The 23,472-nt window shown below is 64.2% G+C and carries 24 protein-coding genes and 1 tRNA gene; 13 read left to right on the forward strand and 12 right to left on the reverse strand.

Features of this window, described 5'->3' with window-relative positions; genetic code table 11:
* Positions 1–106 precede the first annotated feature (106 nt).
* Positions 107–1,519, reverse strand: a complete 1,413-nt coding sequence (locus tag ACFWO3_RS02755) for a zinc-dependent metalloprotease (RefSeq protein WP_378573426.1) — start codon at positions 1,517–1,519, stop codon at positions 107–109.
* Positions 1,520–1,634: 115 nt separating this feature from the next.
* Here ACFWO3_RS02755 and ACFWO3_RS02760 point away from each other — a divergent pair, with 115 nt between their 5' ends.
* Complete coding sequence (locus ACFWO3_RS02760; protein WP_378573428.1) at positions 1,635–2,657, forward strand: PDZ domain-containing protein; 1,023 nt, start codon at positions 1,635–1,637, stop codon at positions 2,655–2,657.
* Positions 2,658–2,669: 12 nt separating this feature from the next.
* Here the strand turns inward: ACFWO3_RS02760 and ACFWO3_RS02765 are convergent, their stop codons facing one another.
* Complete coding sequence (locus ACFWO3_RS02765; protein WP_378573430.1) at positions 2,670–3,272, reverse strand: PPA1309 family protein; 603 nt, start codon at positions 3,270–3,272, stop codon at positions 2,670–2,672.
* A gap of 216 nt (positions 3,273–3,488) precedes the next feature.
* On the opposite strand from ACFWO3_RS02765, the gene ACFWO3_RS02770 reads away from it, so the two are divergent.
* On the forward strand, positions 3,489–6,467 hold the full coding sequence (locus ACFWO3_RS02770; protein WP_378573432.1) for a UPF0182 family protein: 2,979 nt from the start codon (positions 3,489–3,491) through the stop codon (positions 6,465–6,467).
* A gap of 69 nt (positions 6,468–6,536) precedes the next feature.
* Here ACFWO3_RS02770 and ACFWO3_RS02775 read toward each other — a convergent pair whose 3' ends face one another.
* Both ACFWO3_RS02775 and ACFWO3_RS02780 read right to left on the reverse strand, forming a co-directional pair.
* Positions 6,537–7,052 (reverse strand): transglycosylase family protein, encoded by a 516-nt coding sequence (locus ACFWO3_RS02775; RefSeq protein WP_378573434.1) that lies wholly within the window; start codon positions 7,050–7,052, stop codon positions 6,537–6,539.
* A gap of 190 nt (positions 7,053–7,242) precedes the next feature.
* Entirely contained in the window at positions 7,243–7,572 is a 330-nt protein-coding gene (locus ACFWO3_RS02780) for a transglycosylase family protein (protein ID WP_378573436.1), read from the reverse strand.
* A 422-nt stretch (positions 7,573–7,994) separates the two neighbouring features.
* Here ACFWO3_RS02780 and ACFWO3_RS02785 point away from each other — a divergent pair.
* A tRNA-Met gene (locus ACFWO3_RS02785) sits at positions 7,995–8,071 on the forward strand.
* Positions 8,072–8,418: 347 nt separating this feature from the next.
* Here ACFWO3_RS02785 and ACFWO3_RS02790 read toward each other — a convergent pair.
* The 5 genes from ACFWO3_RS02790 to ACFWO3_RS02810 all read right to left on the reverse strand — a co-directional run bounded on the left by ACFWO3_RS02790 (position 8,419) and on the right by ACFWO3_RS02810 (position 13,539).
* Complete coding sequence (locus ACFWO3_RS02790) at positions 8,419–8,598, reverse strand: hypothetical protein (RefSeq protein ID WP_378573438.1); 180 nt, start codon at positions 8,596–8,598, stop codon at positions 8,419–8,421.
* Positions 8,599–8,674: 76 nt separating this feature from the next.
* Positions 8,675–10,315: an acyl-CoA synthetase gene (locus ACFWO3_RS02795; RefSeq protein ID WP_378573440.1), complete on the reverse strand. Its 1,641-nt coding sequence runs from the start codon at positions 10,313–10,315 to the stop codon at positions 8,675–8,677.
* Positions 10,316–10,393: 78 nt separating this feature from the next.
* The gene (locus ACFWO3_RS02800; protein ID WP_378573442.1) at positions 10,394–10,585 is read right to left on the reverse strand and encodes a hypothetical protein; all 192 of its coding nucleotides are present in this window, start codon (positions 10,583–10,585) and stop codon (positions 10,394–10,396) included.
* Positions 10,586–10,887: 302 nt separating this feature from the next.
* Positions 10,888–12,096, reverse strand: coding sequence for an acyl-CoA dehydrogenase family protein (locus tag ACFWO3_RS02805; RefSeq protein ID WP_378573444.1), 1,209 nt, complete (start codon positions 12,094–12,096; stop codon positions 10,888–10,890).
* A gap of 30 nt (positions 12,097–12,126) precedes the next feature.
* Positions 12,127–13,539 carry an acyl-CoA dehydrogenase family protein gene (locus tag ACFWO3_RS02810; protein ID WP_378574006.1) on the reverse strand — a complete coding sequence of 471 codons (1,413 nt, stop codon included), beginning with the start codon at positions 13,537–13,539 and terminating at the stop codon, positions 12,127–12,129.
* Between the two features lie 134 nt (positions 13,540–13,673).
* Between ACFWO3_RS02810 and ACFWO3_RS02815 the strand changes: the two genes are divergently transcribed.
* Complete coding sequence (locus ACFWO3_RS02815) at positions 13,674–14,042, forward strand: DUF1304 domain-containing protein (protein WP_378573446.1); 369 nt, start codon at positions 13,674–13,676, stop codon at positions 14,040–14,042.
* A gap of 20 nt (positions 14,043–14,062) precedes the next feature.
* Here the strand turns inward: ACFWO3_RS02815 and ACFWO3_RS02820 are convergent, their stop codons facing one another.
* Complete coding sequence (locus ACFWO3_RS02820; protein WP_378573448.1) at positions 14,063–14,626, reverse strand: TetR/AcrR family transcriptional regulator; 564 nt, start codon at positions 14,624–14,626, stop codon at positions 14,063–14,065.
* A gap of 147 nt (positions 14,627–14,773) precedes the next feature.
* On the opposite strand from ACFWO3_RS02820, the gene ACFWO3_RS02825 reads away from it, so the two are divergent.
* Positions 14,774–15,355 (forward strand): hypothetical protein, encoded by a 582-nt coding sequence (locus tag ACFWO3_RS02825; protein WP_378573450.1) that lies wholly within the window; start codon positions 14,774–14,776, stop codon positions 15,353–15,355.
* 16 nt (positions 15,356–15,371) lie between these two features.
* On the opposite strand, the gene hisN is transcribed toward ACFWO3_RS02825, so the two are convergent.
* Positions 15,372–16,157, reverse strand: coding sequence for a histidinol-phosphatase (gene hisN / locus ACFWO3_RS02830; protein WP_378573452.1), 786 nt, complete (start codon positions 16,155–16,157; stop codon positions 15,372–15,374).
* A 78-nt stretch (positions 16,158–16,235) separates the two neighbouring features.
* Here hisN and prfB point away from each other — a divergent pair, with 78 nt between their 5' ends.
* The 7 genes from prfB to ACFWO3_RS02865 all read left to right on the forward strand — a co-directional run bounded on the left by prfB (position 16,236) and on the right by ACFWO3_RS02865 (position 21,834).
* Positions 16,236–17,342 (forward strand): peptide chain release factor 2, encoded by a 1,107-nt coding sequence (gene prfB / locus ACFWO3_RS02835; RefSeq protein ID WP_378573454.1) that lies wholly within the window; start codon positions 16,236–16,238, stop codon positions 17,340–17,342.
* 6 nt (positions 17,343–17,348) lie between these two features.
* Positions 17,349–18,275 carry a mechanosensitive ion channel family protein gene (locus ACFWO3_RS02840; protein WP_378573456.1) on the forward strand — a complete coding sequence of 309 codons (927 nt, stop codon included), beginning with the start codon at positions 17,349–17,351 and terminating at the stop codon, positions 18,273–18,275.
* On the forward strand, positions 18,272–18,712 hold the full coding sequence (locus ACFWO3_RS02845; RefSeq protein ID WP_378573458.1) for a hypothetical protein: 441 nt from the start codon (positions 18,272–18,274) through the stop codon (positions 18,710–18,712). The genes ACFWO3_RS02840 and ACFWO3_RS02845 overlap by 4 nt, the downstream gene beginning before the upstream one ends.
* Before the next feature lie 63 nt (positions 18,713–18,775).
* On the forward strand, positions 18,776–19,465 hold the full coding sequence (gene ftsE, locus ACFWO3_RS02850; protein ID WP_378573460.1) for a cell division ATP-binding protein FtsE: 690 nt from the start codon (positions 18,776–18,778) through the stop codon (positions 19,463–19,465).
* Positions 19,466–19,519: 54 nt separating this feature from the next.
* Entirely contained in the window at positions 19,520–20,425 is a 906-nt protein-coding gene (gene ftsX / locus ACFWO3_RS02855; protein WP_378573462.1) for a permease-like cell division protein FtsX, read from the forward strand.
* Between the two features lie 72 nt (positions 20,426–20,497).
* A complete protein-coding gene (gene smpB / locus ACFWO3_RS02860) occupies positions 20,498–20,971 on the forward strand; it encodes an SsrA-binding protein SmpB (RefSeq protein ID WP_378573463.1) in 474 nt (157 codons plus the stop codon).
* Positions 20,972–20,979: 8 nt separating this feature from the next.
* Entirely contained in the window at positions 20,980–21,834 is an 855-nt protein-coding gene (locus ACFWO3_RS02865; RefSeq protein WP_378574008.1) for an EamA family transporter, read from the forward strand.
* 9 nt (positions 21,835–21,843) lie between these two features.
* Here the strand turns inward: ACFWO3_RS02865 and ACFWO3_RS02870 are convergent, their stop codons facing one another.
* Positions 21,844–22,395 carry a helix-turn-helix domain-containing protein gene (locus tag ACFWO3_RS02870; RefSeq protein ID WP_378573465.1) on the reverse strand — a complete coding sequence of 184 codons (552 nt, stop codon included), beginning with the start codon at positions 22,393–22,395 and terminating at the stop codon, positions 21,844–21,846.
* Positions 22,396–22,472: 77 nt separating this feature from the next.
* Between ACFWO3_RS02870 and ACFWO3_RS02875 the strand changes: the two genes are divergently transcribed.
* Complete coding sequence (locus ACFWO3_RS02875; RefSeq protein WP_378573467.1) at positions 22,473–23,426, forward strand: NAD(P)/FAD-dependent oxidoreductase; 954 nt, start codon at positions 22,473–22,475, stop codon at positions 23,424–23,426.
* Positions 23,427–23,472 lie beyond the last annotated feature (46 nt).

Here is a 23,472-nt window from a genome sequence, read left to right on the forward strand (position 1 = left end):
TCGCCCAGCATGTCAGCGCAAATGACACAGGTTGCCGGTGGTTTCGTGGTTATCCACAGCCTCGTGCTCACCGTGAGCTGCAGTTTTACGCCCGATGAACGATTGGTCAGGAATCGGTGTCTTCGCCGGGCTCGTTCTTGTCCTGCTCCGCTCGCTCGGCACGTTCGCGCGCCTCGGTTTCCTCGAGGAGAGCCATCGGATCGTCGAAGTTACCCACCTCGCCGCCACCGAGCACTCGGTCGACGAACGCGGCCGGGTTGTCGAGGTCGGACGAGTCCGGGAGCAGGTCAGGGTGCGCCCAGACGCCGTCGCGCTCGTCGATGCCGGCGTCGGCGGTGAGCTTCGACCACAGCGTCGCCGCCTCGCGAAGCTTCCGGGGACGGAGTTCGAGGCCGACGAGGGTGGCGAAAGTTTGTTCGGCCGGTCCGCCAGTTGCCCGACGGCGGCGCATGGTCTCGCTCAAGGCACTCACACCGGGCAGTCGGTCCTTCAACGCCTCGGGGACAACGACCTCTACCCAGCCTTCGACGAGGGCGAGCAGTGTCTCGAGTCGTTCGAGCGCAAGCTTCTGCTCGGGCGTCGTCTGTGGCTCGAATGCGCCCTGCTGAAGAATGTTCTCGAGCTGCGACGGATCGCTCAACGACGCAGGATCGAACCCTTGCGCCAGATCCTCGATCGCCGAGAAGTCCATGGTGATTCCGCGCGCGTACTCCTCGACCGTGGCGAGAAGCCGCTGACGCAGCCACGGCACATGGTTGTAAAGGCGCTGGTGGGCAGCTTCGCGTGCGGCGAGAAACACCAGAACCTCGCGGTCGGCCTGTTCGAGGCCCTTGCTGAACTGCTCGACGGCGGCGGGCATCAGGGCCCCGGTTCCCGCAGGACCGAGCGGCAATCCGACGTCGGTGGAGGTGAGGACCTCCTTGGAGAGCTGTCCGAGCGCCTGACCGAGCTGGGAACCGAAGGCCAGACCGCCCATCTGATTCATCATGCCCATCATCGGGCCGGCCATCTGGCGAGCCTCTTCGGGCAGGCCCTGTACCCACATCCCCGACACTTTCTCGGCGACCGGATCACACAGGCGCTTCCAGGTGTCCATGGTGTTGTCGAGCCAGTCGTTCGGCGTCCACGCCACGTTGCGGGTCGCACCGGCGGGGAGTGTCGTTGCCGCGTCGAGCCACAATTCGGCGAGGTGCGATGCATCGGCGATCGCTTCGGAGCTTCCCTTGGTGATGGGGGCGACCTCACCCATGCTCTGGCGCGCGAGCTTCTTCGCCACGTCGTAGTTGACGGGGCCTTCCTGTCCGCCCGATCCCATCGAGCTGCCCATACCGCTCAGCATCTCGCCGAACTGGGACAGCATCTTCCCGAGGGACGCGGGGTCGAACCCACCCTGGCCGAGTCCTTCCGCTCCGAAGTCGCCGAATGACGAGGCGCCACCGGCACCGCTGTTCTTGTCGCGATCTTCGTTCTTGTCGCGATCGTCGTCGGAGTTCGAGAAGCCGAACGGGGGATTGCTCATGCCTTCAACGGTACAAGGCGTTACCCCCGCGATGTCTCGTGTGCGTCACGCTGACGGCGAACACGGCCGACGGCCCGAACACACGTGGCTGTGGGCGCGCTCTACGCTGGTCCAGGTGAATCGACGGATCGTGACGCTCGTTGCCGGGCTGGCGCCGATCGTGGTGCTGGGCATCGTGGGCACCGTGATCAAGGTGCCGTTCGTGGCACTCGGACCCGGGCCCACCTTCAACACACTCGGGGTGGTGAACGGTGAGGACGTGGTGAAGATCGAAGGAACAGAGGTCGATCCGACCACGGGCAACCTGAACATGACCACGGTCTCCGTGCGAGACAACCTCAACGTGTTCGAGGCATTCGGGCTCTGGGCCAGTGGCGAACAGGGGCTCGTGCCAAGGGCCGAGGTGTACCCGCCGGACAAGTCGACGGACGAGGTGAAGGAAGACAATGCCGCCGACTTCCAGATGTCGGAGAACAGCGCCGAACTCGCGGCGCTCCACTTCCTGGACCTGCCGGTCGGCCTGAGCGTGGCGACGGTCGGGCCGGACGGTCCGTCCAAGGACGTGCTGCGCGAGGGTGACGGGGTGATCAGCGTCGCCGGACAGCCCGTATCGACCACGGGTGACGTCCAGAGGATCGTCGCGGATCTCGGGGCCGGTGCCGAGGTCGACATCGTGGTTCTCCGCGACGGGGTGGAGACACCCGTCGCGGTCACCCTCGCGGCGCGACCCGACGATCCGGCCAAGGGGTACCTGGGCATCACCCCGGAGGAGACTCCGGAAGTCCCGTTCACGGTCGAGTTCAACCTGGCCGACATCGGTGGACCGTCGGCAGGACTGATGTTCACGCTCGCCCTGATCGACAAGCTGTCGCCGGGGGAGCTGAACGACGGCAAGTTCGTCGCAGGCACCGGAACCATCGATTCCGACGGCGAGGTCGGGCCGATCGGTGGGATCCGATACAAACTCATAGCCGCACGCGAAGCCGGAGCCGAGACCTTCCTGGTTCCGGCCAAGAATTGCGACGAAGCGAGTCAGGGTGCTCCGGAGGGACTGCGCCTGGTCAAGGTCGACGACGTGGACGGTGCCGTGAACGCGCTCGGCGCCCTCGCGCGCGGTGAGGAAGCACCGCACTGCTGAGCCGGGTGCCGGTCAGTCGTCCTCTGCTGCCTCGAGAGTCGCGTACAGGGCGGCAACCAGATTCGGAGCGAGGTCCTCGTAGGTGAGCAGTTCGAGGTCGGCGTAGGGATCGTCGTCCTCTTCGGGCTGGAGTTGAAGCAGGCACAGCGAAGGTCCGTCACGCAGCACTGCCGCGATCAGGCGTCCGTTTCGTCGCTCCGGATGTGAACGGGCCGCGTTGCGCGCAGCCTCGTCGGCCGCATCCCGATCTGCGAGGAGTGGAACGAGTGCCTCGTCGAGGTCGGCCTCCGCATCGGGTGGCAGGACCACGATCTCCTGAGTGAGTGCACACCCGGCAACCGAGGCGGGCCACGTCGTGGTCGCGAGGAACTCGTCGAGTGCCGGTGTGCCGCCACCGATGTCGTCGGGCAACGATTCCTGCTCGATCGGCGTGAGTTCGGCCCCGTCCTCCAACTGGTCGAGGAGGGTGGGTTCGGCGGCAGCCAAGGCCGCGGTCGGAACCAGGGCGAACATCTGCGGCGGTTGATCCCAGCCTCGGGCATCGACGAACTCGACGACCTCCCGAACGCAGCGGGCAAGGGCATCTGTCGGATTGTCGAAATTCTCGGAACTCACCGTTTCATCTTCTCACCGCCTCGGTTCGGCCCGAAGGGCCGCGCCGATTCGACCGCAACGGCGTGCCCGATCGGCCCCGAGGAGACATCATGTGAGTGGTCGTTCGGTCGTTACGTAGAGTGGGACGAAACGGTCACCACCCCAGGTGGTGGACACAGGTACGGTTGCAGTTGATCGCGTCGCCGAGGGCGTCGCCGAACTCTTGGAGCGTGAGACGTGGGCATGCGGCCCCCCGCCGGTTTACCGTCGTTGTCCAAGCGGAGTCGCGTGCTGCTGATACTGGCACTCGTCGCCGCCGCACTGTTGTTGGTGGGACCCCGGCTCATCGGCACCTATACGGACTGGCTGTGGTTCGGCGAGGTCGGATTCCGCAGTGTGTTCACCACCGTTCTGGTGACCAGGCTGATCCTGTTCGTTGTCGTCGGCGTCATCGTCGCCGCGATCGTCTGGTTGGCCCTGTTTCTCGCTTACCGGTCGCGTCCGGTGTTCGTACCGGTCGCGGGACCGAACGATCCGGTCGCGCGTTACCGCACCACCGTGATGAGCCGCTTGCGGCTCTTCGGCGTGGTCATACCTGCCGTGATCGGTGCATTCTCCGGTCTCATCGCGCAGTCGAGTTGGGTCACGGTTCAGCTGTTCCTCAACGGCGGCGATTTCGGGAACGTCGATCCCGAGTTCGGCTTGGACGTCGGCTTCTACACCTTCGACCTGCCGTTCTACCGGTTCGTGCTGAACTGGTTGTTCGTCGCTGTCGTGTTGGCGTTCTTCGCCGCACTGGTCACCCACTACATCTTCGGCGGTATCAAGCTGGCCGGGCGTGGGGGATCGCTCACGAGCGCCGCTCGCATTCAGCTCGCCGTACTCGCCGGCACGTTCGTTCTCCTCAAGGCCGTCGCCTACTGGTTCGACCGGTACTCCCTCTTGTCGAGCAGTCGCAAGGAACCGACGTTCACGGGCGGTAGCTACACGGACATGAACGCGGTCATGCAGGCCAAGCTCATTCTCCTGGCCATCGCGGTGATCTGCGCGATCGCCTTCTTCGCCGCAATCTTCATGCGCGATCTGCGAATCCCGGCAATGGCCACCGCACTGCTCGTGCTGTCTTCGATTCTCGTCGGCGCGGCCTGGCCCATGGTCGTGGAGCAGTTCTCCGTGCGACCGAACGCCGCCGACATGGAGGCGCCGTACATCGAACGGAACATCGCGGCCACTCGCCAGGCGTACGGAATCACCGACGACAAGGTCGAGTACAAGGACTACCAGGGATACAGCACCACGAATCCACGCGATGTGCCTTCCGACGCGACCACCATCGCGAACACTCGACTGCTGGATCCGAACATCCTGTCCCGCACGTTCACTCAGCAGCAGCAGCTGAAGAACTTCTACGGCTTCCCGCCCTCGCTGGACATCGACCGGTACACGATCGACGGCGAGATGCGCGACTACATCGTGGCCGCACGCGAGTTGTCGCCGAAGAGCCTGCAGGGCAACCAGACGGACTGGATCAACAAGCACACCGTCTACACGCACGGCAACGGCCTCGTGTCCGCACCCGCGAACCGAGTCAACGCCGCCGCAGGCGAGTCCGTGGAGGAAGCTGCGAACAGCAACAGCGGCTACCCCGTCTACCAGGTCAGTGACATTGCTTCGCAGGCTGCGGGCGACCAGACGATTCCCGTGGATCAGCCGCGCATCTACTACGGCGAGGTCATCGCGGACACCAACGACGACTACGCGATCGTGGGCAACACCGAGGGCGACGCGCCTCGCGAGTACGACACCGACGAGGCGACGTACACGTACACGGGGGCCGGGGGCGTCCCGATCGGCAACTGGTTCAACAGGTTGGCGTTCGCCGCCAAGTACGCGGAACGAAACATCCTCTTCTCGAGTGCCATCGGCAGCGATTCGAAGATCATCTACAACCGTGATCCGCGAGATCGTGTCACGCACGTGGCACCGTGGTTGACGGCGGACGGAGATTCGTACCCGGCCGTTGTGGACGGCAAGATCGTCTGGATCGTGGACGCGTACACGACGTTGCAGGACTACCCGTACGCGCAGCGAAGCTCGCTCGACGGATTGGTCGAGGACAGCATCGACGAGAACACCGGTCGTCCGCTGCCACGCAAGGAAGTCTCGTACATCCGAAACTCGGTGAAGGCGACCGTCGATGCCTACGACGGCACGGTCAAGCTGTACCAGGTCGACGAGCAAGACCCGGTTCTCGACGCCTGGATGGGCGTCTTCCCCGATGCGGTGGAGCCGAAGAGCGAGATTCCGCAGGAACTGAGCGAACACTTCCGCTACCCGGAGGATCTGTTCAAGGTGCAACGCGAGATGCTCGCGAAGTACCACGTGGACAACCCCAAGGAGTTCTTCACCAACAACGCCTTCTGGTCGGTACCCAGTGACCCGACGATCGATACGACTGCGAGCCAGCCGCCGTATTACGTACTGGTCGGTGACCCGGAGACCGGTAAGCCCTCGTTCAATCTGACGAGCGCGATGGTCGGTTACAGCCGTGAGTTCCTCTCGGCGTATCTGTCGGTGAAGTCGGACCCTGAGGATTACGGCAAGTTCACGGTGCTGCAATTGCCGACGGATACCCAGACTCAGGGCCCGCAGCAGACGCAGAACTCGATGATCTCGGATCCACGCGTGGCGTCCGAGCGGACATTGCTCGAGAGATCGAACAAGATTCAGTACGGCAATCTGCTCACCTTGCCGATCGCGGACGGTGGCATCCTCTACGTCGAGCCGATGTACACGGAGCGAAGTTCGACGGGCCCGAACTCGTCGACCTTCCCGCAGCTCTCTCGGGTTCTCGTGAGCTACCGCGAGGCGCCGCCGAGCAACAGTGTCCGGGTCGGTTACGCGCCGACCTTGGCGCAGGCACTTGATCAGGTGTTCGGTGCGGGTACCGGCAATGTGGCAACCGCCCCGAGCGCGGAGGGTGAGCCGGAGCAGCAGACGGGCGATGAACCCGTACCCACCGAAGGGGGCGTGACACCTCCGGCGCCGGCACCGGCCGCACCTCCGGCAGGAGATGTTTCTGCCGCGGTCACCGAACTGGACAGTTCGCTCGCCGCACTGCAGTCTGCGCAGCAGAGTGGCGACTTCTCCGCCTACGGTGAAGCACTCGAGCGGGTGCAGCGTGCCGTCGCCGCGTACCAGGACCTACCCAAGTAGGAATTCCGATGAGAAGCGCCCCGGCCGTCCGAGAGGACGACCGGGGCGCTTTCGCGAATCCGTGTGGAATCAGCTGATGGCTGCCGCGACCTGCGGGTTGGTGAGCACCTGCTGGTACTGCGCTGCGAATCCGTTCTGATCGGCGAACTGCTGGGCAGCTTCGAGAGCCTGATCGACGTACGGCTGCGCTTCCGCGGGAATCTGCGTGCCCTGATCGGCCGGCGCCTCGGGTGCCGGAGCCTCGGTGGTCGTGGTGAGGTACTGACCGCATACCGGCCATGCACCGGGGCCCTGGGTGTTCAGGACGTTCTCGGCGACTCGGACCTGCTCGGCTTTGCTGGCGTTGTGCGCCGAGCCGGTTCCTCCGTTGGCTTCCCAGGTGCTCTGCGAGAACTGTAGGCCGCCGTAGTAGCCGTTTCCGGTGTTGGTGCTCCAGTTTCCACCGCTCTCGCACTGTGCGACGCCGTCCCAGTCGTGGGTGGCAGCGTTGGCGGTTCCGGTGCTCAGCGCGAACGGTACGGCAGCGACCGCGCCGGTGAGCGCGAGGGCGCCGAACGTGCGCTTGGCGATATTACTAGTGGTCATGCGGGTGGTTCCTCTTCACTTCAGCGGGTGTGGCCACCTCGTGTCGGCGGCGGATCGGGAAAACGAAACCGCTCCACAACCTCCGCGCGCGTCGGGTTCGAATGACGACCGACACGGGGAAGTTGTGGAGCGGGTCGTGTGCGCTCTGAGTATTGCGCGAACTGCGGCGTTGTTACGCCGAGCGGTCAGCTCAGAGGTTTGCGCCGCAGACCGGCCATGCGCCGGGGCCCTGCGTCGCGAGAACGTTCTCTGCAACTGCGATCTGCTGCTCACGGCTGGCGTCTGCGGCCGAGCCGGTGCCGCCATTGGCTTCCCAGGTGCTCTGCGAGAACTGCAGGCCGCCGTAGTAGCCGTTTCCGGTGTTGGTGCTCCAGTCGCCACCGCTCTCGCACTGTGCGACGGCATCCCAGTCGCCCGAAGCCGCGTTGGCGGTTCCGGCGCTTACTCCGAGCGGCACGGCGACGACTGCGCCGGCCAGTGCCAGAGTGCTGAGGGTTCGCTTCGTGATGTTGCGGGTCATGCGGTTAGATCCTTACGTCGGGGGTAAATCCGCCCGTTTGGAACCGGGCCGTGAACGACCGTACGGATGTATTACGGATAGGTCACGGCGGCGCAATCTCCGTGTCAGTGACCATCAGGTGGGATTCAAACCCCCTGTTTTCCCAGTTCGGAACGCATTCACAACCTTCCGTATGCGCTTCTGTTACCGCAAAGTGATGTGGCACGTCTCACGCTCACAGGCCCTTTTCTGGAATGATTCGGCGACTGATTTGTCCGATTGTGATGTTGGATGGGTTCCGAATCGGGCCGGTTTGGAGGTGTGTCTTACTGCTATCGGAAGGGGTAATTGCGGTAGCCGGACGGTCGCTCGGTGAAGCCCTCGGTGACGCCGATGTGCGATTTGCACACCGTTCGCGCTTTCGTGTAGCTTTGTTCATGCAACGCGGGGTGGAGCAGCTCGGTAGCTCGCTGGGCTCATAACCCAGAGGTCGCAGGTTCAAATCCTGTCCCCGCTACCACTGAAGATTGGCCGACACCTACGGGTGTCGGCCAATTTTCGTTTGTCAGGGTCGAGCCTTGCCAGGTCAGGTCGAGTCGGCTGACGTAGTGGGGCCCGTCGTCTATCGGATTGTCCGGCGGCAGATACCCCTCGCCAACTCTGCGGAACCCGGCCTTCTCCAATGCGTGCCAGGACGCTCGATTGGGAACGGCCACCGGCACGATCACGGCGTCCATGTCCGGTAGATCTGTGCGACCGGTGTCGATGAACGCTCGAAGCATCGCGATACCCGACTCCCTGGCCGACAAGGTCTTCTTCGCCGATGAAATAGTCGATGGATAGCGTGCGGGGAGGCACCTCCACCAGCTACCCCAGGAGCGCTGTGTCCTCCGGATAGTCCTTGAGGCGGTAACGCTGAACGAAGCCAATAGGAATGCCGCCGCACCGCACGATGAGGTCTGCCGACGGTTCGGTGCCGTCTATGCTCCCGCCGAAATCGTTCTCGAGATCGGCGTCGGTGGTTCCGTGATTCCAGAACCTGGCCACATGCGGCTTCTCCAGCCAGGCACGAGGCCGCGGAAAGTCGCTTCTCCTTGTGCGGACGAACGTGAACTCGGTGCGGTCACAGGTCGTAGAGGGCCTTCCGCAGCAGTTTTCCGGTTGCATTGCGCGGCAACTCGTCGATGAACGTCACTTCTCGCGGCACCTTGTACCGGGCGAGGTTCTCCTTAACATATGCCCGTATCTGCTCGGCATCGTGATCGAAACCGGGGGCCGATACGACGAACGCGCGCAGCCGATGCCCGAAATCGGAGTCCTCCACACCGATCACCGCTGCCTCGATGACGTCCTCGCGGTTCGCGAGAAGGTTCTCCACCTCCAGCGGGTAGACGTTCTCGCCGCCGGAGACGATCATGTCGTCGTCTCGTCCGTCGACGAACAGCAGACCGTCGTCGTCGAAGTGGCCGACGTCGCCGGTCGAGAGTAGTCCGTCGATGCGTTCCTTGTCGCGGCCGTCGGTGTATCCGGAGAAGCTGAGTCCACTCGAGACGAAGATTCTGCCGACGGTGCCCGGTTCGGTGACGGGGTCGCCATCGTCGTCGTACAACCGCACGTGGCAGGTGACCGGGGCACGGCCGGCGGTTCCGGGTGCCTTCGCCAGATCGGCCGGTGTCGCGACAGTTGCTACGGCAACCTCCGTCGACCCGTACAGATTGTGCAGGACCTCCCCGAATGCGTCTGCCGTCCTCTTCGACAAGTCGGGAGAGATCGCGGAGCCCGCTGCGAAGATGATCTTCAGGCTCGAGGTGTCGTAACGGGACAGAACGTCGGGCCCGAGGTCGATGATGCGCTGGAGCATCGTGGGAACGACGACCAGGACATCGCACTTGTGTTCGGCGACCAGCCGAACCGTGTTCTCGGGGTCGAACTTCCGATGCATGATGACGGTCTGCCCGAGCGCGAGGGCCAGCGCGAACTGTGACACCCCGGTCCCGTGGAATGCGGGCGCCGCCATCATCATCGTCTGACTGCGCCGCAGCGGGACGCGGTCGAGGAACTGTGCAGACGCCAGGGGAGACGTGTGACCGCGTGGCGCGCCCTTGGGGGTTCCCGTCGTTCCGCTCGTCAGCAGGACGAACCCACCTTCGGTTCGAGGAGCGGGGACGGGCCGGTGATCGAACTTCGCTGTCAGTTCCTCGAGGTTGCGGTCGTCGGGCTCGCCGTCGGACCACGACCGGTACACGATCACGTCGTCCGGCAGAGCGGCTGCGACATCGGAGAATTCGTCGTCGTAGACGAATGCGCGAACTTTTTCGCGGGCCGCGACGTCGACGAGCTGCGGCCGTGCGAACCCCGTGTTCATCAGCACGAGTTTCGTTCCGTTCTTGGCGGAGGCGAGCATCGTGAGCACGAGTCCGCGGTGGTTGCGGCACATCGCTCCCATGACGGACCCCTCACGGATTCCATCGGCCTGCCACGCACGCACGAGTGCATTCGAGTGCTCTTCGAGTTCGCGATAGGTGAGCGAGCCGTGTTCGTCGACGAGAGCCACTGCATCCAGTCCGTTCTGGGCGTGAGCGTGAACGGGACCGGCAAAGGGCCCGTACTTGTTCACTGCCAGAATCGAATTGATGCCCCGGTCGAGGCGTGGGAAGGGGACCAGGCCGGCGCGACCCATGACAGTGACGGCCCCGGCCGCATCGGTGATCTTGCCGAGAATGTCAGGGCCGGTGATCTTGCCCAGGATGCTCTGCCGTGGCATGGAAACCCTCCCCAGGGTTCAGGTGACATGTGTCACTGCCAAGAGTAGAGGATGATGCAGGGCAGGGTGCCGGGGTCTTCAACGATCCTGGCCGGGCCCCTCGGCGAGTTGCTCCGCGTAAGCAACGGCGTCTTCACTCTGGGTGAGACGGGCGACGAGTCCCGGCGCGATACCGCTGAGCCTCGCAACGATACGAACGGGAAGGTCTGCGACATCGATCTCCGACCGATCACGTTCTATGGCCGCGACGACCGCGAGTCCCACTGCCATGGATGTGACGCCTTCGATCCTGGAGGAGCGGGAAGGTGTGCGTGCCAACATGCCGGCGTCCACGACCGAACCGAGGAAATGTAGACGAGATGCTCACGTCCGCGCAGATCGACGTCGAGCGCGCGGACGATGGCGCACCGAGGCCGCCGGACGCGCCCGTCACCGCTGCTCTGGCGCCGCGAATCTGCATGATCGCCTCCGTGACCTACCCAGGAGACCTCGGAGCCTGCGCCGAAAGGAAGGGGACACACAGCGAAGCCCCCGTCGCGCAGTGGCGTGACGGGGGCTTCGGTCCGGTGCGATCACTTCAGTTCGGAAGAAGACTTTCCGAGGAGGCGACGCGCGATGATGAGCTGCTGAATCTGCTGGGTGCCCTCGAAGATGTCGAGAATCTTCGAGTCGCGGGCCCACTTCTCCAGGAGCGGACGCTCCGAGTAACCGACGGTGCCGGCCAGTTCGACGGCTTTGAGCGACACCGCGGTACCGGTGCGGCCCGCCTTGGCCTTGGACATCGAAGCCTCGAGCGAGTTGGGCTTCTTGTTGTCGGCCATCCAGGTCGCGCGGAGCGTGAGCAGGTAGGCGGCTTCCCAGTCGGCTTCGAGCTGGAGGAACTCAGCCGCTGCCGCGTGCTGGTTGTAGGCCGGGGTGTCGTAGGAGATCTCGACGCCCGCCTCGGTGAGGATGTTGCGCAGTTCCTCGAGAGCAGCGCGGCCCAGGCCGATCGCCATACCCGCAACGAGGGGACGGGTGTTGTCGAACGTCTGCATGACGCCCGCGAAGCCCTTTTCGACGTTCACCTCGGGGGAGCCGAGGATGTTGTCCTTGGGGATTCGGCAGTTCTCGAAGAGCAGGACGGCCGTGTCGGACGCCTTGATGCCGAGCTTGTGCTCGAGACGGGCGACGCTCAGGCCGGGAGCCTCACGGGGAACGACGAACGACTTGATCGCCGCGCGTCCCTTCGACTTGTCGACGCTCGCCCACACCACGATGTGGGTGGAACGCTCACCGGAGGTGACGAAGATCTTCTCGCCGTTGAGCACCCACTCGTCGCCGTCGAGGACCGCCGTGGTGCTGACCGCCGCCGAGTCGGAGCCGAAGCTGGGCTCGGTGATGGCCATCGAGGCCCACACCTTGCCGAAGCGGTCGAGCTGCTCGTCCGTGGCGACGGATGCGATGGCCGAGTTGCCGAGACCCTGGTAGGGGATCGCGAGGGTGAGACCGACGTCGCCCCAGCAGGTTTCGATGACGTTGAGGAGTGACGACATGTTGCCGCCGTTCTGGTTGCCGTCCTTCTCCTTGGCATCGGCGCTGCGACCCATGGTGGCGCCGGCGGCGCCCTTACCGGAGTCGTTGAGGCCCTCGACCATGGCGGCCATCGTGTCGAGCTCGACGGGGTAGTCGTGCTCGCCGAGGTCGTAACGGCGGGAGATGGGACGGAAGATCTCGGCAGCGACCTGGTGGGCCTGGTTCGCCTGGGCCTTGAGCTTCTTGGGGAGTTCGAGATTGATCATGTGAAGTGTCCTTTTGTTAGCTCAGGCCGCTCAGATGAGGACGATGCCCTCGGCAACGCCGACTGCACGAAGGTCGCGGTACCAACGCTCGACCGGGTGCTCCTTGGTGTATCCGTGTCCACCGAGAAGCTGAACGCCGTCGAGGCCGATCTGCATGCCCTTGTCGGATGCGAGCTTGCGGGCGAGCGCGGACTCGCGGGCGAACGAGAGGCCCTGCTCGGCGCGGGAAGCACCACGAAGGGTGACGAGGCGAATGCTGTCGAGTTCGATCGCGATGTTGGACACCATGAAGGCGACTGCCTGACGGTGGCTGATCGGCTCGCCGAAGGCTTCGCGCTCGTTGACGTAAGGAATCACGTAGTCGAGGACGGCCTGGCCGGTACCGACTGCGAGCGAAGCCCAGCCCAGGCGTGCGAGACGGATGGCCTCGGCGTACTCGAGCTTGCGCTGGTCGGCATCACCGTCACCCAGGATTGCGGACTCGGGAACGGCGACGTCGTCGAGGATGAGGCGACCCAGGCCGGCTGCGCGCAGGCCCATGCTCGGGTCTGCTTCGACGACAAGGCCCTTGGTGTCGGACTCGACGATGAAGAACGTCGGCTTTCCGTCGAGCTCGGCGGCGACGATGAACAGCTCGGACGACGCGGCGGCGGGCACGAGGCTCTTCACACCGTTGAGCTTGTAACCGCTGGGGGAGCGGACGGCCTTGGTCTGCAGAGCGAACGGGTCGAACAGTGCCCGCGGCTCGTTGACGACGACGGCCGCGTTGGGAACCTTCTCGCCGGTGAAAGCGGGGAGGTAGGTCTTCTGCTGTGCATCGCTACCGAACTGGGTGAGCGCGACAGCGACACCGCTGGGGGCGAGGATCGGGAGGGCAAGGCCCATGTCGCCGTGCGCGAGGGCCTCGGCAACGAGAGAGTTGGTGACCGCGCCGCGCTCGCTGGCTGCGCCGTCGAGCTCCTCCGGAACGTTGATGAGCGTGATGCCGAGTTCGGCGGCACGCTCGACCAGGTCGGCCGGGGACTCTGCTGCGGCGTCCGCGTCGTGGCCGGCGGGGCGCAGGATCTCTTCGGCGAACTCGCGCACCGTTTCGACGATCATCTTCTGCTCGTCGTTGGGCGTGAGGTCGAAGTAGTCGGCGTTCTTGGTCTCGGAGTCGGGGAGTCGCTTGGGAGCGCCACCTCCGGACACCTGCTTGAAGGTGCGGGTGGCCGCACCGAGAGTCTTGAATCCGGTCTTGGTGCCTTCGTAGGTCACGCGGTCGATCGTCTGCCGAAGGTTGTACTTCTCGGCCAGGTCGGATCCGGTGATCTTGGTCAAGACTCGCATTGCGGCACCCATGGCGTCGCGCTTGACCGGATTCAGTCCGACAGCGGACGTGTCGCGGGGTTCCCGCTTGGCGCCGTCAGTGGGGGCAACAGTGTCTTGCTTGCTCATGATCACCAGCAGTTTCTCGGTGTACGGGCGTGGACACTCCATAACCTTACTCCGGAGTAAGGTCGGTGTCTACTTTGGAGTAAGTTCCGAGTCCTGCCGTTCCGCCGAAATGTGTTGCCGGCTGTGGCAGATTTCTCTCCATGCCACTGATATCCCTGGTCCTGGCAACTTTCACCGCCTTGCTTCACGTAGGCATATTCGTGTTGGAGAGCGTGTTGTGGACGCGCCCGGACGTGTGGCAGCAATTCGGTGTGAAGTCGCAAGCCGACGCGGAGGTCGCTCGGCCCCTCGCTTTCAATCAGGGCTTCTACAACCTGTTTCTGGCGCTTGGGTTGTTCGGTGGTCTCATCCTCGGCGGCTCGGCAGGGCACGGCGTGGTCGTGTTCTGCTGCCTTGCGATCGTCGGCGCGGCCCTGGTCCTCGCTACGACGGGGAAGGCCTACCTGCGGCCGGCGTTCATACAGGGAATTCTGCCGGCGCTCGCTCTTCTTGCGGCCGTGATCTGGTAGAGGCCCGCTGCCACGACCGGCTAGCGATTGTGGTCAAGATGCTCGAGAATGCCTTCGATGCCGAGCAGGAAGGTCTCCGCAACGGGGCGGGGGTCGGTAAGGCAGCCGGCGGCCATGGCTCCGTCTCGCAGCATGACGAAGTGCCGGGAGGCGGTGTTCGGGTCGCTTTCTCCGGTGGCGGATACGAGTTGGGTGACCGTTTCCAGGAACCACTGTCTGTGTGAGAGGACCGCTTGGTGGACCGGGTGTGCGGGGTCCGGGTACTCGGCAGTGGCATTGAGGAAGGCGCAACCACGGAAGCCGGGGCTCTGGACATCCTCGGCGATGAACCGGGCGATGGCTCGAAGGGTGTCTTGGGGGGTTGCTTCCTGAGTTCGTGCTGAATCCGCACGCGCGCGGAGAGCATCGTCTGCTTGCGTCAGGTAGGCGACGGCGAGGGCGTCCTTGCTCGGAAAGTGCCGGTACAGCGTCGCCCGTGTCACCCCCGCGGTGGCAATGATGCGATCGATGCCCACGGAATGGAGTCCCTCGGTGTAGAAGAGCTCGGTAGCCGTTCCCAGGAGTCGCGCTCGTGCTTCCGACATCGAACCCCTGCTTTCGCTCGCTTGCTTGTCCTTGATCTCCGGACGGTAGCAGATAGAACGATCGGTCTTGACATCACCCCCTCAAGTTCTACATACTACGAGGAGTACCGATCGTTCTATCTACATTCATTTCGAAGGAGTAATCCGATGTCCAGTGCCATCGACACCCGCAACCCCGTTCCGGCCAGGAATGCAGGCCACGTCAGGGGGTTGCGACACTTGTACTACGCCCGATTCGGGTTCGCCGTCGTCTGGGCGGGCCTTCTCGCCCTCACGGCTGCGACGCTCACCGCACCCGTCATTGCCCTACTGGTGATCTACCCTCTGTTCGACGTCGTCGCGGCAGTGATCGACTTCCGTACCTCCGGCGCTGCACGAGCGCGAGCAGCGCTGTACGTCAATATGGCACTGAGTCTGGGGGCCGCGGTCGGTCTGGCCGCGGCAGTCACCTCGGGCATTCCTGGCGTGCTGCGGGTATGGGGTGTCTGGGCCATCGCTGCAGGCCTCGTGCAATTGATCGTCGCAATCCGGCGTTACCGGTTCGGTGGGCAGTGGGCGATGATCCTCAGCGGCGCAATCTCCGCAATCGCTGGTACGAGCTTCGTTCTGCAGTCGGTCGGGTCACAGGTGTTGCTCACGAACATTGCCGGATACGCGACCCTGGGTGGCGTCTTTTTCCTGATCTCGGCGATTCGCATGCATCGCCTCGACGCGAATCAAGCGGCCTAGCAGGGGTGACGCTGGACTATGAGCCGAGTGCCGCGAGTGTTGCCCCGTGCAGCAGACCGTTGGTCGCGACTGCGCTTCCGCCGTGCGGCCCGGGCTTGCCCTCGAGGTTGCCGAAGGCGCCACCCGCCTCGCGAACGAGAATGTCGAGCGCCGCGAGGTCCCACAGCGACACCTCGGGTTCGGCGGCGATATCGACGCTGCCTTCCGCAAGCAGGCAGTAGGAGTAGAAGTCGCCGTATCCGCGGACACGCCACACGTTGTCCGTCAGGCCGAGGAAGCGATCGCGGATGCCGCGGTCCTTCCACCCCGACAGGCTGGAAAAGCTCAGGCTCGAGGAGGCGAGGTCACCGACGGCGGACACGGCCAGTTTGCGTGGCTCACCCCCATCGAAACTTGCCCAGGCTCCCGCACCCTCCGAAGCCCACCAGCGACGCGACAGTGCCGGGGCGCTGACAACTCCCACCACCGGTACGCCGTGTTCGAGGAGTGCGACGAGCGTGGCCCACACCGGAACGCCGCGCACGAAGTTCTTGGTGCCGTCGATCGGATCGACGACCCACTGGCGTCCCACGAACGTCGGGTGCCCACCGAATTCCTCGCCGAGGACCGCATCGCGGGGCCGTTCGCGTTCGAGGGTCGCGCGCACCGCGCGCTCGACGGCAAGGTCGGCGTCGGAGACGGGAGTGAGATCGGGTTTGGAGTCGACCTTCAGATCGAGAGCGCCGAAACGGGCCTCGGTGAGTGCGTCCGCCTCGTCGGCGATTCGGAGGGCGAGGCGAAGGTCGTCCGCAAGATCGGTCACGAGGCCGAAGTTTACTAGGCGAGCACCTCGTTCGGTCGGCCCGTGGCGCCATCGAAGCACCCGGTAACCTTGAGAACCGTGCAACCTGACGTATCCGCAGACCTGAACGAACTCGACACCACCCTCCGTACCGTCGAATCGGTGCTGGACGTGGAGGAACTGCGTCGGCGTATCGACGAACTGGAGCACCAGGCGGCCGATCCCGACCTGTGGAACGACCAGGAGCACGCCCAGAAGGTGACGAGCACCCTGTCTCATGCGCAGACGGAACTGCGCCGAGTGGAGGGCCTCCGCCAACGCCTCGACGACCTTCCGCTGCTCTACGAACTCGCCGAAGAAGACGAAGGCGCGGACGCGATCGCCGAAGCGGACGAGGAGCGCGCCAGCCTGCGCACCGACATCGCGGCGATGGAAGTGAAGACCATGCTGTCGGGTGAGTACGACGAGCGTGACGCACTGGTCAACATCCGTTCGGGTGCAGGCGGTGTCGACGCCGCAGACTGGGCCGAGATGCTCATGCGCATGTACATCCGCTGGGCGGAGAAGCACGACTACGGAGTCGAGGTCTACGACACCTCGTACGCAGAAGAGGCGGGCATCAAGAGTGCAACCTTCGCGATCAAGGCTCCTTACTCCTACGGAACGCTGTCCGTGGAAATGGGGACGCACCGCCTGGTTCGCATCAGCCCCTTCGACAACCAGGGACGACGTCAGACGTCGTTCGCCGAGGTCGAGGTGCTTCCGGTCGTCGAGACCACAGACCACATCGACATCAACGAGAACGACGTGCGAGTCGACGTCTACCGTTCGTCGGGCCCGGGTGGCCAGTCGGTCAACACGACGGACTCCGCGGTTCGATTGACGCACGTCCCCACCGGCATCGTCGTGACCTGTCAGAACGAGAAGTCGCAGCTGCAGAACAAGGTGTCCGCGATGCGGGTGCTGCAGGCGAAACTGCTCGAGCGCAAGCGTCAGGAAGAACGCGCCGAGATGGACGCACTCAAGGGCGACGGTGGCAACTCCTGGGGCAACCAGATGCGCTCGTACGTTCTACATCCGTACCAGATGGTCAAGGACTTGCGGACCGAGTTCGAGGTCAACAATCCCTCGACGGTCCTCGATGGTGATATCGACGGTTTTCTCGAGTCCGGTATCCGCTGGCGTATGCGTGAGAACCAGGAGTAGGTCGTGATGTCGGCTGCCTCGAACGCCGCCGTCGCGGCGGCGTTCGTGCCGGCGCAGAACTTCCTGGGCTGGCTGTCCACTGTCGCACTGCCGGTGGCCCTCACCGTGCTCGGCGCGATGCTGGTGGCGCGCTTCGTGAGCTGGGGCGGAGCCAAGATCACCGACCGGATCGACAGCAGTTACACCCAGGGCGACGCACTTGTCCGTTCCGAGGTCAGTAAGCACCGGCACTCGGTGGCGCAGATGATCACCTGGGTGATCATCACGATGGTCTACGTCATTGCGACCACGAGGGTTCTCGGTCGGATGGGGTTGCCGATCGCGAGTCTCGTGGCCCCGGCAACCGTCATCGGTGCAGCCCTGGGCTTCGGCGCGCAGCGTGTGGTGCAGGACATTCTCGCGGGGTTCTTCATCATCACCGAGCGGCAGTACGGGTTCGGTGACACCGTCAATCTCGCCGTCACCGGCTCCTCCGAGGATGCGGAAGGCGTGATCGAAGACGTCACCCTCCGGGTGACCCGCCTGCGCAACTCCGACGGCGAAGTGATCACCGTCCCGAACGGTCAGATCGTCAAGGCCACGAACCTGTCGAAAGACTGGGCACGAGCCGTGATCGACGTGCCGGTTCCCGCCGCAGCCGACATCAACCGGGTCAACGATCTGCTGCACCGAGTCGGGGTCGAGGCGATGGAGGACCCGCACCTGAAGACACTCCTGCTCGACGAACCGTCGGTGATGGGCGTCGAGAATCTCGGCGTCGACGAGGTAGTGGTGCGGATGGTCGCCCGAACTCTTCCGGGCAAGCAGTTCCAGGTCCGCCGTGCGCTTCGGGTGCGCGTGGCGTCGACGATGCAGCAGCAGGGGATGGCCGTCACTTCCGATCTCGCCGCTGTACCCGACTCCGCCGAGTCGGCGAAGGAGGATCGGCAGTGAGCAGCAACGACCGAACCGGACTCGACCGCTTCCTGGCTCCGAACGTGCTACCCAGCCATCTCTTCGGTGGGCGAGTACGCACCTCGACTCTGTTTCTGGTGATCCTGTGGCTTGTGCTCTACTCCCTCAACGCGTATCTCAACCCGGAGGAACCGGAACCGAGTGTGGTGACCAACCCTCCCGCCGCCACGTCCGAAGCGCCTGTCGAGACACCTGCGCCGCAGACGACGACTTCCGTCACCAGCGAGACCACCACCGAACCCACGACGACCACCGAATCCACCACGACCGAGTCGACGACCACCGAACAGACCACATCCGAGTCGACCACGACGGCTCCCGGGCTGCCTCTGTTCGAGATTCCGGGGTTGAACCGGGACACGCCCGCGCCCGAGGACGAGCCGACCACCATGGTCCCGGCTGTTCCAGCGCCATAGCGAATCGAGCTCGGGAGTTGTCACAGAAGGGCACTCCCTCGCATCGGGCTAGACTGGCTCTCCGTGATCAGCGTCGAGAATGTGTCGAAGTCGTACAAGACCTCAACCAGGCCTGCTTTGGACAAGGTGAGCGTCGATGTGGACAAGGGCGAGTTCGTCTTCCTCATCGGGCCGTCGGGTTCGGGTAAGTCGACGTTCATGCGCCTTCTTCTCAAGGAGGAGTCGCCCACCGCCGGCGACATCCACATCTCGAAGTTCCATGTGAACAAGCTGTCTGCCAGGCGGGTGCCGAAGCTGCGTCAGAGCATGGGCTGTGTCTTCCAGGACTTCAGGCTGCTGCAGAAGAAGACGGTGTCCGAGAACGTCGCCTTCGCCCTCGAGGTGATCGGTAAGCCCCGATCGATGATCACGCGCACCGTTCCGGAGGTTCTCGAGATGGTGGGGCTGTCCGGCAAAGCGGACCGTCTGCCCAACGAATTGTCGGGTGGTGAGCAGCAACGAGTCGCCATTGCCCGAGCGTTCGTGAACCGGCCGTTGGTGTTGCTGTGCGACGAGCCCACCGGCAACCTCGACCCGGAGACGAGTCAGGACATCATGTTGCTGCTCGAGCGAATCAACCGCACCGGAACCACCGTCGTAATGGCCACCCACGATCACCACATCGTCGACTCGATGCGACGCCGCGTGGTCGAACTCGACCTCGGCCGAGTGGTCCGTGACGAAGCGCGGGGTGTGTACGGCGTCGGCAGATAGTCGACGAGCACACAGTCACCGTTCACGCCCTCCCACGAAGGACTCCATTTTCCGATGCGCGCCAGTTTCATCTTCAGCGAGGTTCTGACCGGCCTCCGCCGCAACGTCACGATGACGATCGCAATGGTTCTGACTACGGCGATCTCGCTCGGCTTGTTCGGCAGCGGCCTGCTGGTCGTGCAGATGGCCGGGAAGACCCAGCAGATCTTCCTCGATCGCGTCGAGGTGCAGATCTTCCTCACCGACGACATCTCCACGTCCGATCCCGGATGTGAGGGGGAGATCTGCAAGGCGATTCGTTCCGATTTGGACGACACCCCCTCGGTGGTGTCCGTGCAGTACCTCAACCGCGACGATGCGGTGAAGGACGCCACCGAGCGCGTCTTCAAGGATCAGCCGGAACTGGCCGCCCTCGTGAGCCCCGACAGCTTCCCGGCGTCGTTCAAGGTGAAACTGAGCGATCCCGAGCGGTTCGGTGTCATCAACGAGGAGTTCGGCGCCCGGCCCGGTGTCGAGAGCGTGCTCAACCAGCGCGAACTGGTGGAGCGGCTCTTCAGTGTCCTGGGCGGTGTGCGCAACGCCGCGTTCGCGATCGCGATCGTCCAGGCCGTTGCCGCCGTGTTGTTGATCGCGAACATGGTGCAGATCGCCGCATTCACTCGTCGTACCGAGGTCGGCATCATGCGACTCGTGGGTGCGACCCGTTGGTACACCCAACTTCCGTTCCTGCTCGAGGCGGTGGCCGCGGCCCTTGTCGGTGCGGTTCTCGCCATCGTCGGCCTGTTCACCGCGAAGAACATGTTCATCGACGATGTTCTGTCGGATGTGTACGAAGCGAACATCGTGGCCCGGATCTCCAACAGTGACGTTCTCTTCGTCTCTCCGTGGCTGATCCTGGTGGGCGTAGGAATGGCCGCTGCCACCGCGTACACCACCTTGCGTCTGTACGTACGCGAATAATCCGGTTGCCGACGCTCGTATGCTCGTTGGAGCAAGATCAATGATCGAAACGCGGACTGAAAGGCCCGGACAGTGAAGGAAAAGGGCCGCAAGGTCATCGCGAGCAACAAAAAGGCGCGCCACAACTACTCCATCATCGATGTCTACGAGGCGGGTATCGCACTCGTCGGCACCGAGGTGAAGAGCCTGCGCGAGGGCAAAGCGTCGCTCGTCGACGCATTCGCCACCGTCGACGACGGGGAGGTGTGGCTTCGCGGTCTCCACATCCCCGAGTACACCCAGGGCACGTGGACCAACCATTCGCCTCGCCGCACCCGAAAGCTGCTGCTGCACAAGCGTGAGATCGAGCACCTCGTGGGTAAGACCCGCGAAGGAAACCAGACGCTCGTGCCGCTGTCCATGTATTTCTCGGACGGCAAGGTGAAAGTCGAACTCGCACTTGCGAAGGGCAAGCAGGACTACGACAAGCGTCAGGACCTGGCCCGCCGAACCGCCGAACGTGAGGTGACCCGCGAACTCGGCCGCCGAATCAAGGGCATGCGCTGACATCGGTCCTGCTCGCCTTCGTGGCCGCGATCGGCTACGGCGTGAGCGATTTCGTCGGCGGGGTTGCCTCGCGTCGGGTCGCCGCCCTGCGTGTGGTGTTGGTGTCGTACCCCATTTCGTTCGTGATCGTCCTGGCGATCGCCCCATTCGTTGCAGGCGAACTCACGACCGCATCCATGGTGTGGGGCGCACTGTCCGGAGTTGCCAACGGTCTGGCCGTGTGGGGTTTCTACCTCGCGCTGGCGGCCGGGCCGATGTCGGTGGTGTCTCCGCTGACTGCCGTGTTGGTTGCCGGCGTTCCGGTCCTGATCGGCCTGGGTCTCGGTGAGCGTCCTGGTGTTATCGCGTTCGCGGGGGTGATGGTCGCGCTCGTGGCGGTCGTCCTCGTGAGCCGCGAATCCCCGGACGAGACGGTGGGTGAAGTCTTCGGTGGTCGGAAGATGCGATTCACGAAGTCGGTGGCGTTGCTGACCGTGGGCTCGGGGATCGCGTTCGCTCTGGCCTTCGCCTGTCTGCACCGCATCGACGGCGAAGGTGGCTTGTGGCCCCTCGTGCTCTCACGTGCGTCTGCAACGGCTGCGGTGTGGGTCGCGGCGCTCGTGGCACGGGACTTCTCGCCGTCACACGGCGAACCGCTGCGATTGGCCGTGTACATCAGCGTGCTGGACGTGATCGCCAACGTCGCAATGCTGTACGCATTCCACGGTGGCCTGTTGTCGTTGGTCAGCGTGATCGGCTCGCTGTACCCGGCTGCGACAGTGCTGCTCGCGATGGTGATGCTGGGGGAGCGGGTCACCCGGGTGCAGCAGGCCGGCATGCTGCTCGCGATGGCTGCGGTGGGAATGATCGCTGTCGCCAGTTGACCGATCCGTCTACGTGCGCAGGTGCATGCGCTCGCCTTGGCGGCCGAACAGGCTCAACAGCTCAGCGGGTTCTTTTCCCGCCGCCCCGAACCAGTGCGGAATCCGGGTGTTGAACTCGACTGCTTCGCCGGCCGTCAACATCACGTCCTGTTCGCCGAGGAGGAGTCGTACTCGACCGGCCAACACGTAGAACCATTCGTAGCCTTCGTGGGTGCGTTGTTGCTGCACCTGGTCGGGGTCCGGTTCGATGATGATCTTGTACGCCTGGAGATTGCCCGGTTGCCGGGTCAGCGGGATCGACGTCATTCGCCCGTTCGTATTACGAACCTGCTTGATCCGTGGATCGCGGACCGGTTCGCGCACGAGATCGTCGAGCGGAATGCGGTAGGTGGAGGCGATGGGTAGCAACAGTTCCAGACTGGCCCGTCGCTGCCCCGATTCGAGGCGCGAGAGTGTGCTGACCGAGATCCCCGTCGCCTCGGCGAGCACCGACAGCGTCAGATCCCGTTCGATCCGCAAGGCTTTGAGCCTCGGCCCGATTCCTGCCACGACGTCGTCCATGACTCCAGTGTGGACTCTGATTTGCCGAAACTGCAAACAAACTTGCCAGTACCGCCACACTCGCGGACAGTGGAATCATGACGAACAACAAGACCTTGGACGTGGCAATCGTGGGCGGCGGACCTGCCGGGCTCAACGCGGCACTCGTTCTGGCGCAGGCCAGGCGATCGGTGACGGTGATCGACGCCGGGCAACCTCGTAACGAGTTGGCCACCCACCTGCGCGGATTCCTGACTCGGGACGGGACCGTACCCACCGATCTGCTGGCGATGGGACGAGAGGAAGCCGAGCGTTTCGGGGTCACGTTCACCGAGGGCTCCGTCACGAAGGCGTCGGCAATCGCAGGGGGATTCGAGCTCGCACTCGCAGACGGAGAGTCCCTGGTTGCTCGTCGACTGCTCGTCGCGACCGGCATCAGCGACACCTTTCCGGACATCGAGGGTTTCGCCGATCGGTGGGCAAAGGACGTTCTGCACTGCCCTTACTGCCACGGCTACGAAGTGCGTGACCAACCACTCGGAGTCATCGCCGAAACCGCGTTCTTCGGCGTTCACCAGGCGCTGATGGTCCGGCAATGGACGGACGACGTGGTGCTGTTCACGCACACGGACGACGCCATCGAGCCCGGGGACCGAGAGAAGCTCGACGCCCGCGATATTCGTATCGTCTCCGGGAAGGTCACGGGACTCGAGGTCGAGAACGACGAACTGACCGGGGTTCGGCTGGCCGACGGCACGGTCACCCCGCGGCGAGCGGTGTTCGTCGGCGGCGCCATCACACCGGTGCCGCGCGATCAGACTCTGCGAGACCTCGGTGCCGAGACGAACGACACTCCGTTCGGGCCGTTCGCCGCAGTCGATGCGACCGGAGCCACGAGCGTTCCCGGCGTGTGGGCGGCCGGCAATGTCGTGGACCCGAAAGCGCAGGTCGTCATCTCCGCATCGGCCGGATATCAGGCGGCCGTGGCGATCAACATGGACCTGATCGAAGCCGACGTGGAGGCTGCCGTCGCCGCCCGGCGGGCTCGCTGAGGCGTGGGAGCAATACTCGGATGAAACGGCGCGCCCCACGCGTTAC

Origin of the sequence: Rhodococcus sp. NPDC058521 (assembly GCF_042719695.1) — a bacterium.
In the GTDB taxonomy this organism is placed as follows: Bacteria; Actinomycetota; Actinomycetes; order Mycobacteriales; family Mycobacteriaceae; genus Rhodococcus_F.

What these genes read in the sequence shown, in the direction of transcription:
- ACFWO3_RS02820 (WP_378573448.1), bottom strand. Translation starts at nt 14,626, where the DNA reads ATGTCGGAAGCACGAGCGCGACTCCTGGGAACGGCTACCGAGCTCTTC.
- ACFWO3_RS02800 (WP_378573442.1), bottom strand. Translation starts at nt 10,585, where the DNA reads ATGGCAGTGGGACTCGCGGTCGTCGCGGCCATAGAACGTGATCGGTCG.
- ACFWO3_RS02775 (WP_378573434.1), bottom strand. Translation starts at nt 7,052, where the DNA reads ATGACCACTAGTAATATCGCCAAGCGCACGTTCGGCGCCCTCGCGCTC.
- ACFWO3_RS02805 (WP_378573444.1), bottom strand. Translation starts at nt 12,096, where the DNA reads ATGATCAATCTCGAACTCCCCAAGAAGCTCAAGGCCCAGGCGAACCAG.
- ACFWO3_RS02795 (WP_378573440.1), bottom strand. Translation starts at nt 10,315, where the DNA reads ATGCCACGGCAGAGCATCCTGGGCAAGATCACCGGCCCTGACATTCTC.
- ACFWO3_RS02825 (WP_378573450.1), top strand. Translation starts at nt 14,774, where the DNA reads ATGTCCAGTGCCATCGACACCCGCAACCCCGTTCCGGCCAGGAATGCA.
- ACFWO3_RS02755 (WP_378573426.1), bottom strand. Translation starts at nt 1,519, where the DNA reads ATGAGCAATCCCCCGTTCGGCTTCTCGAACTCCGACGACGATCGCGAC.
- ACFWO3_RS02870 (WP_378573465.1), bottom strand. Translation starts at nt 22,395, where the DNA reads ATGGACGACGTCGTGGCAGGAATCGGGCCGAGGCTCAAAGCCTTGCGG.
- ACFWO3_RS02875 (WP_378573467.1), top strand. Translation starts at nt 22,473, where the DNA reads ATGACGAACAACAAGACCTTGGACGTGGCAATCGTGGGCGGCGGACCT.
- ACFWO3_RS02815 (WP_378573446.1), top strand. Translation starts at nt 13,674, where the DNA reads ATGCCACTGATATCCCTGGTCCTGGCAACTTTCACCGCCTTGCTTCAC.
- ACFWO3_RS02840 (WP_378573456.1), top strand. Translation starts at nt 17,349, where the DNA reads ATGTCGGCTGCCTCGAACGCCGCCGTCGCGGCGGCGTTCGTGCCGGCG.
- ftsX (WP_378573462.1), top strand. Translation starts at nt 19,520, where the DNA reads ATGCGCGCCAGTTTCATCTTCAGCGAGGTTCTGACCGGCCTCCGCCGC.
- ACFWO3_RS02780 (WP_378573436.1), bottom strand. Translation starts at nt 7,572, where the DNA reads ATGACCCGCAACATCACGAAGCGAACCCTCAGCACTCTGGCACTGGCC.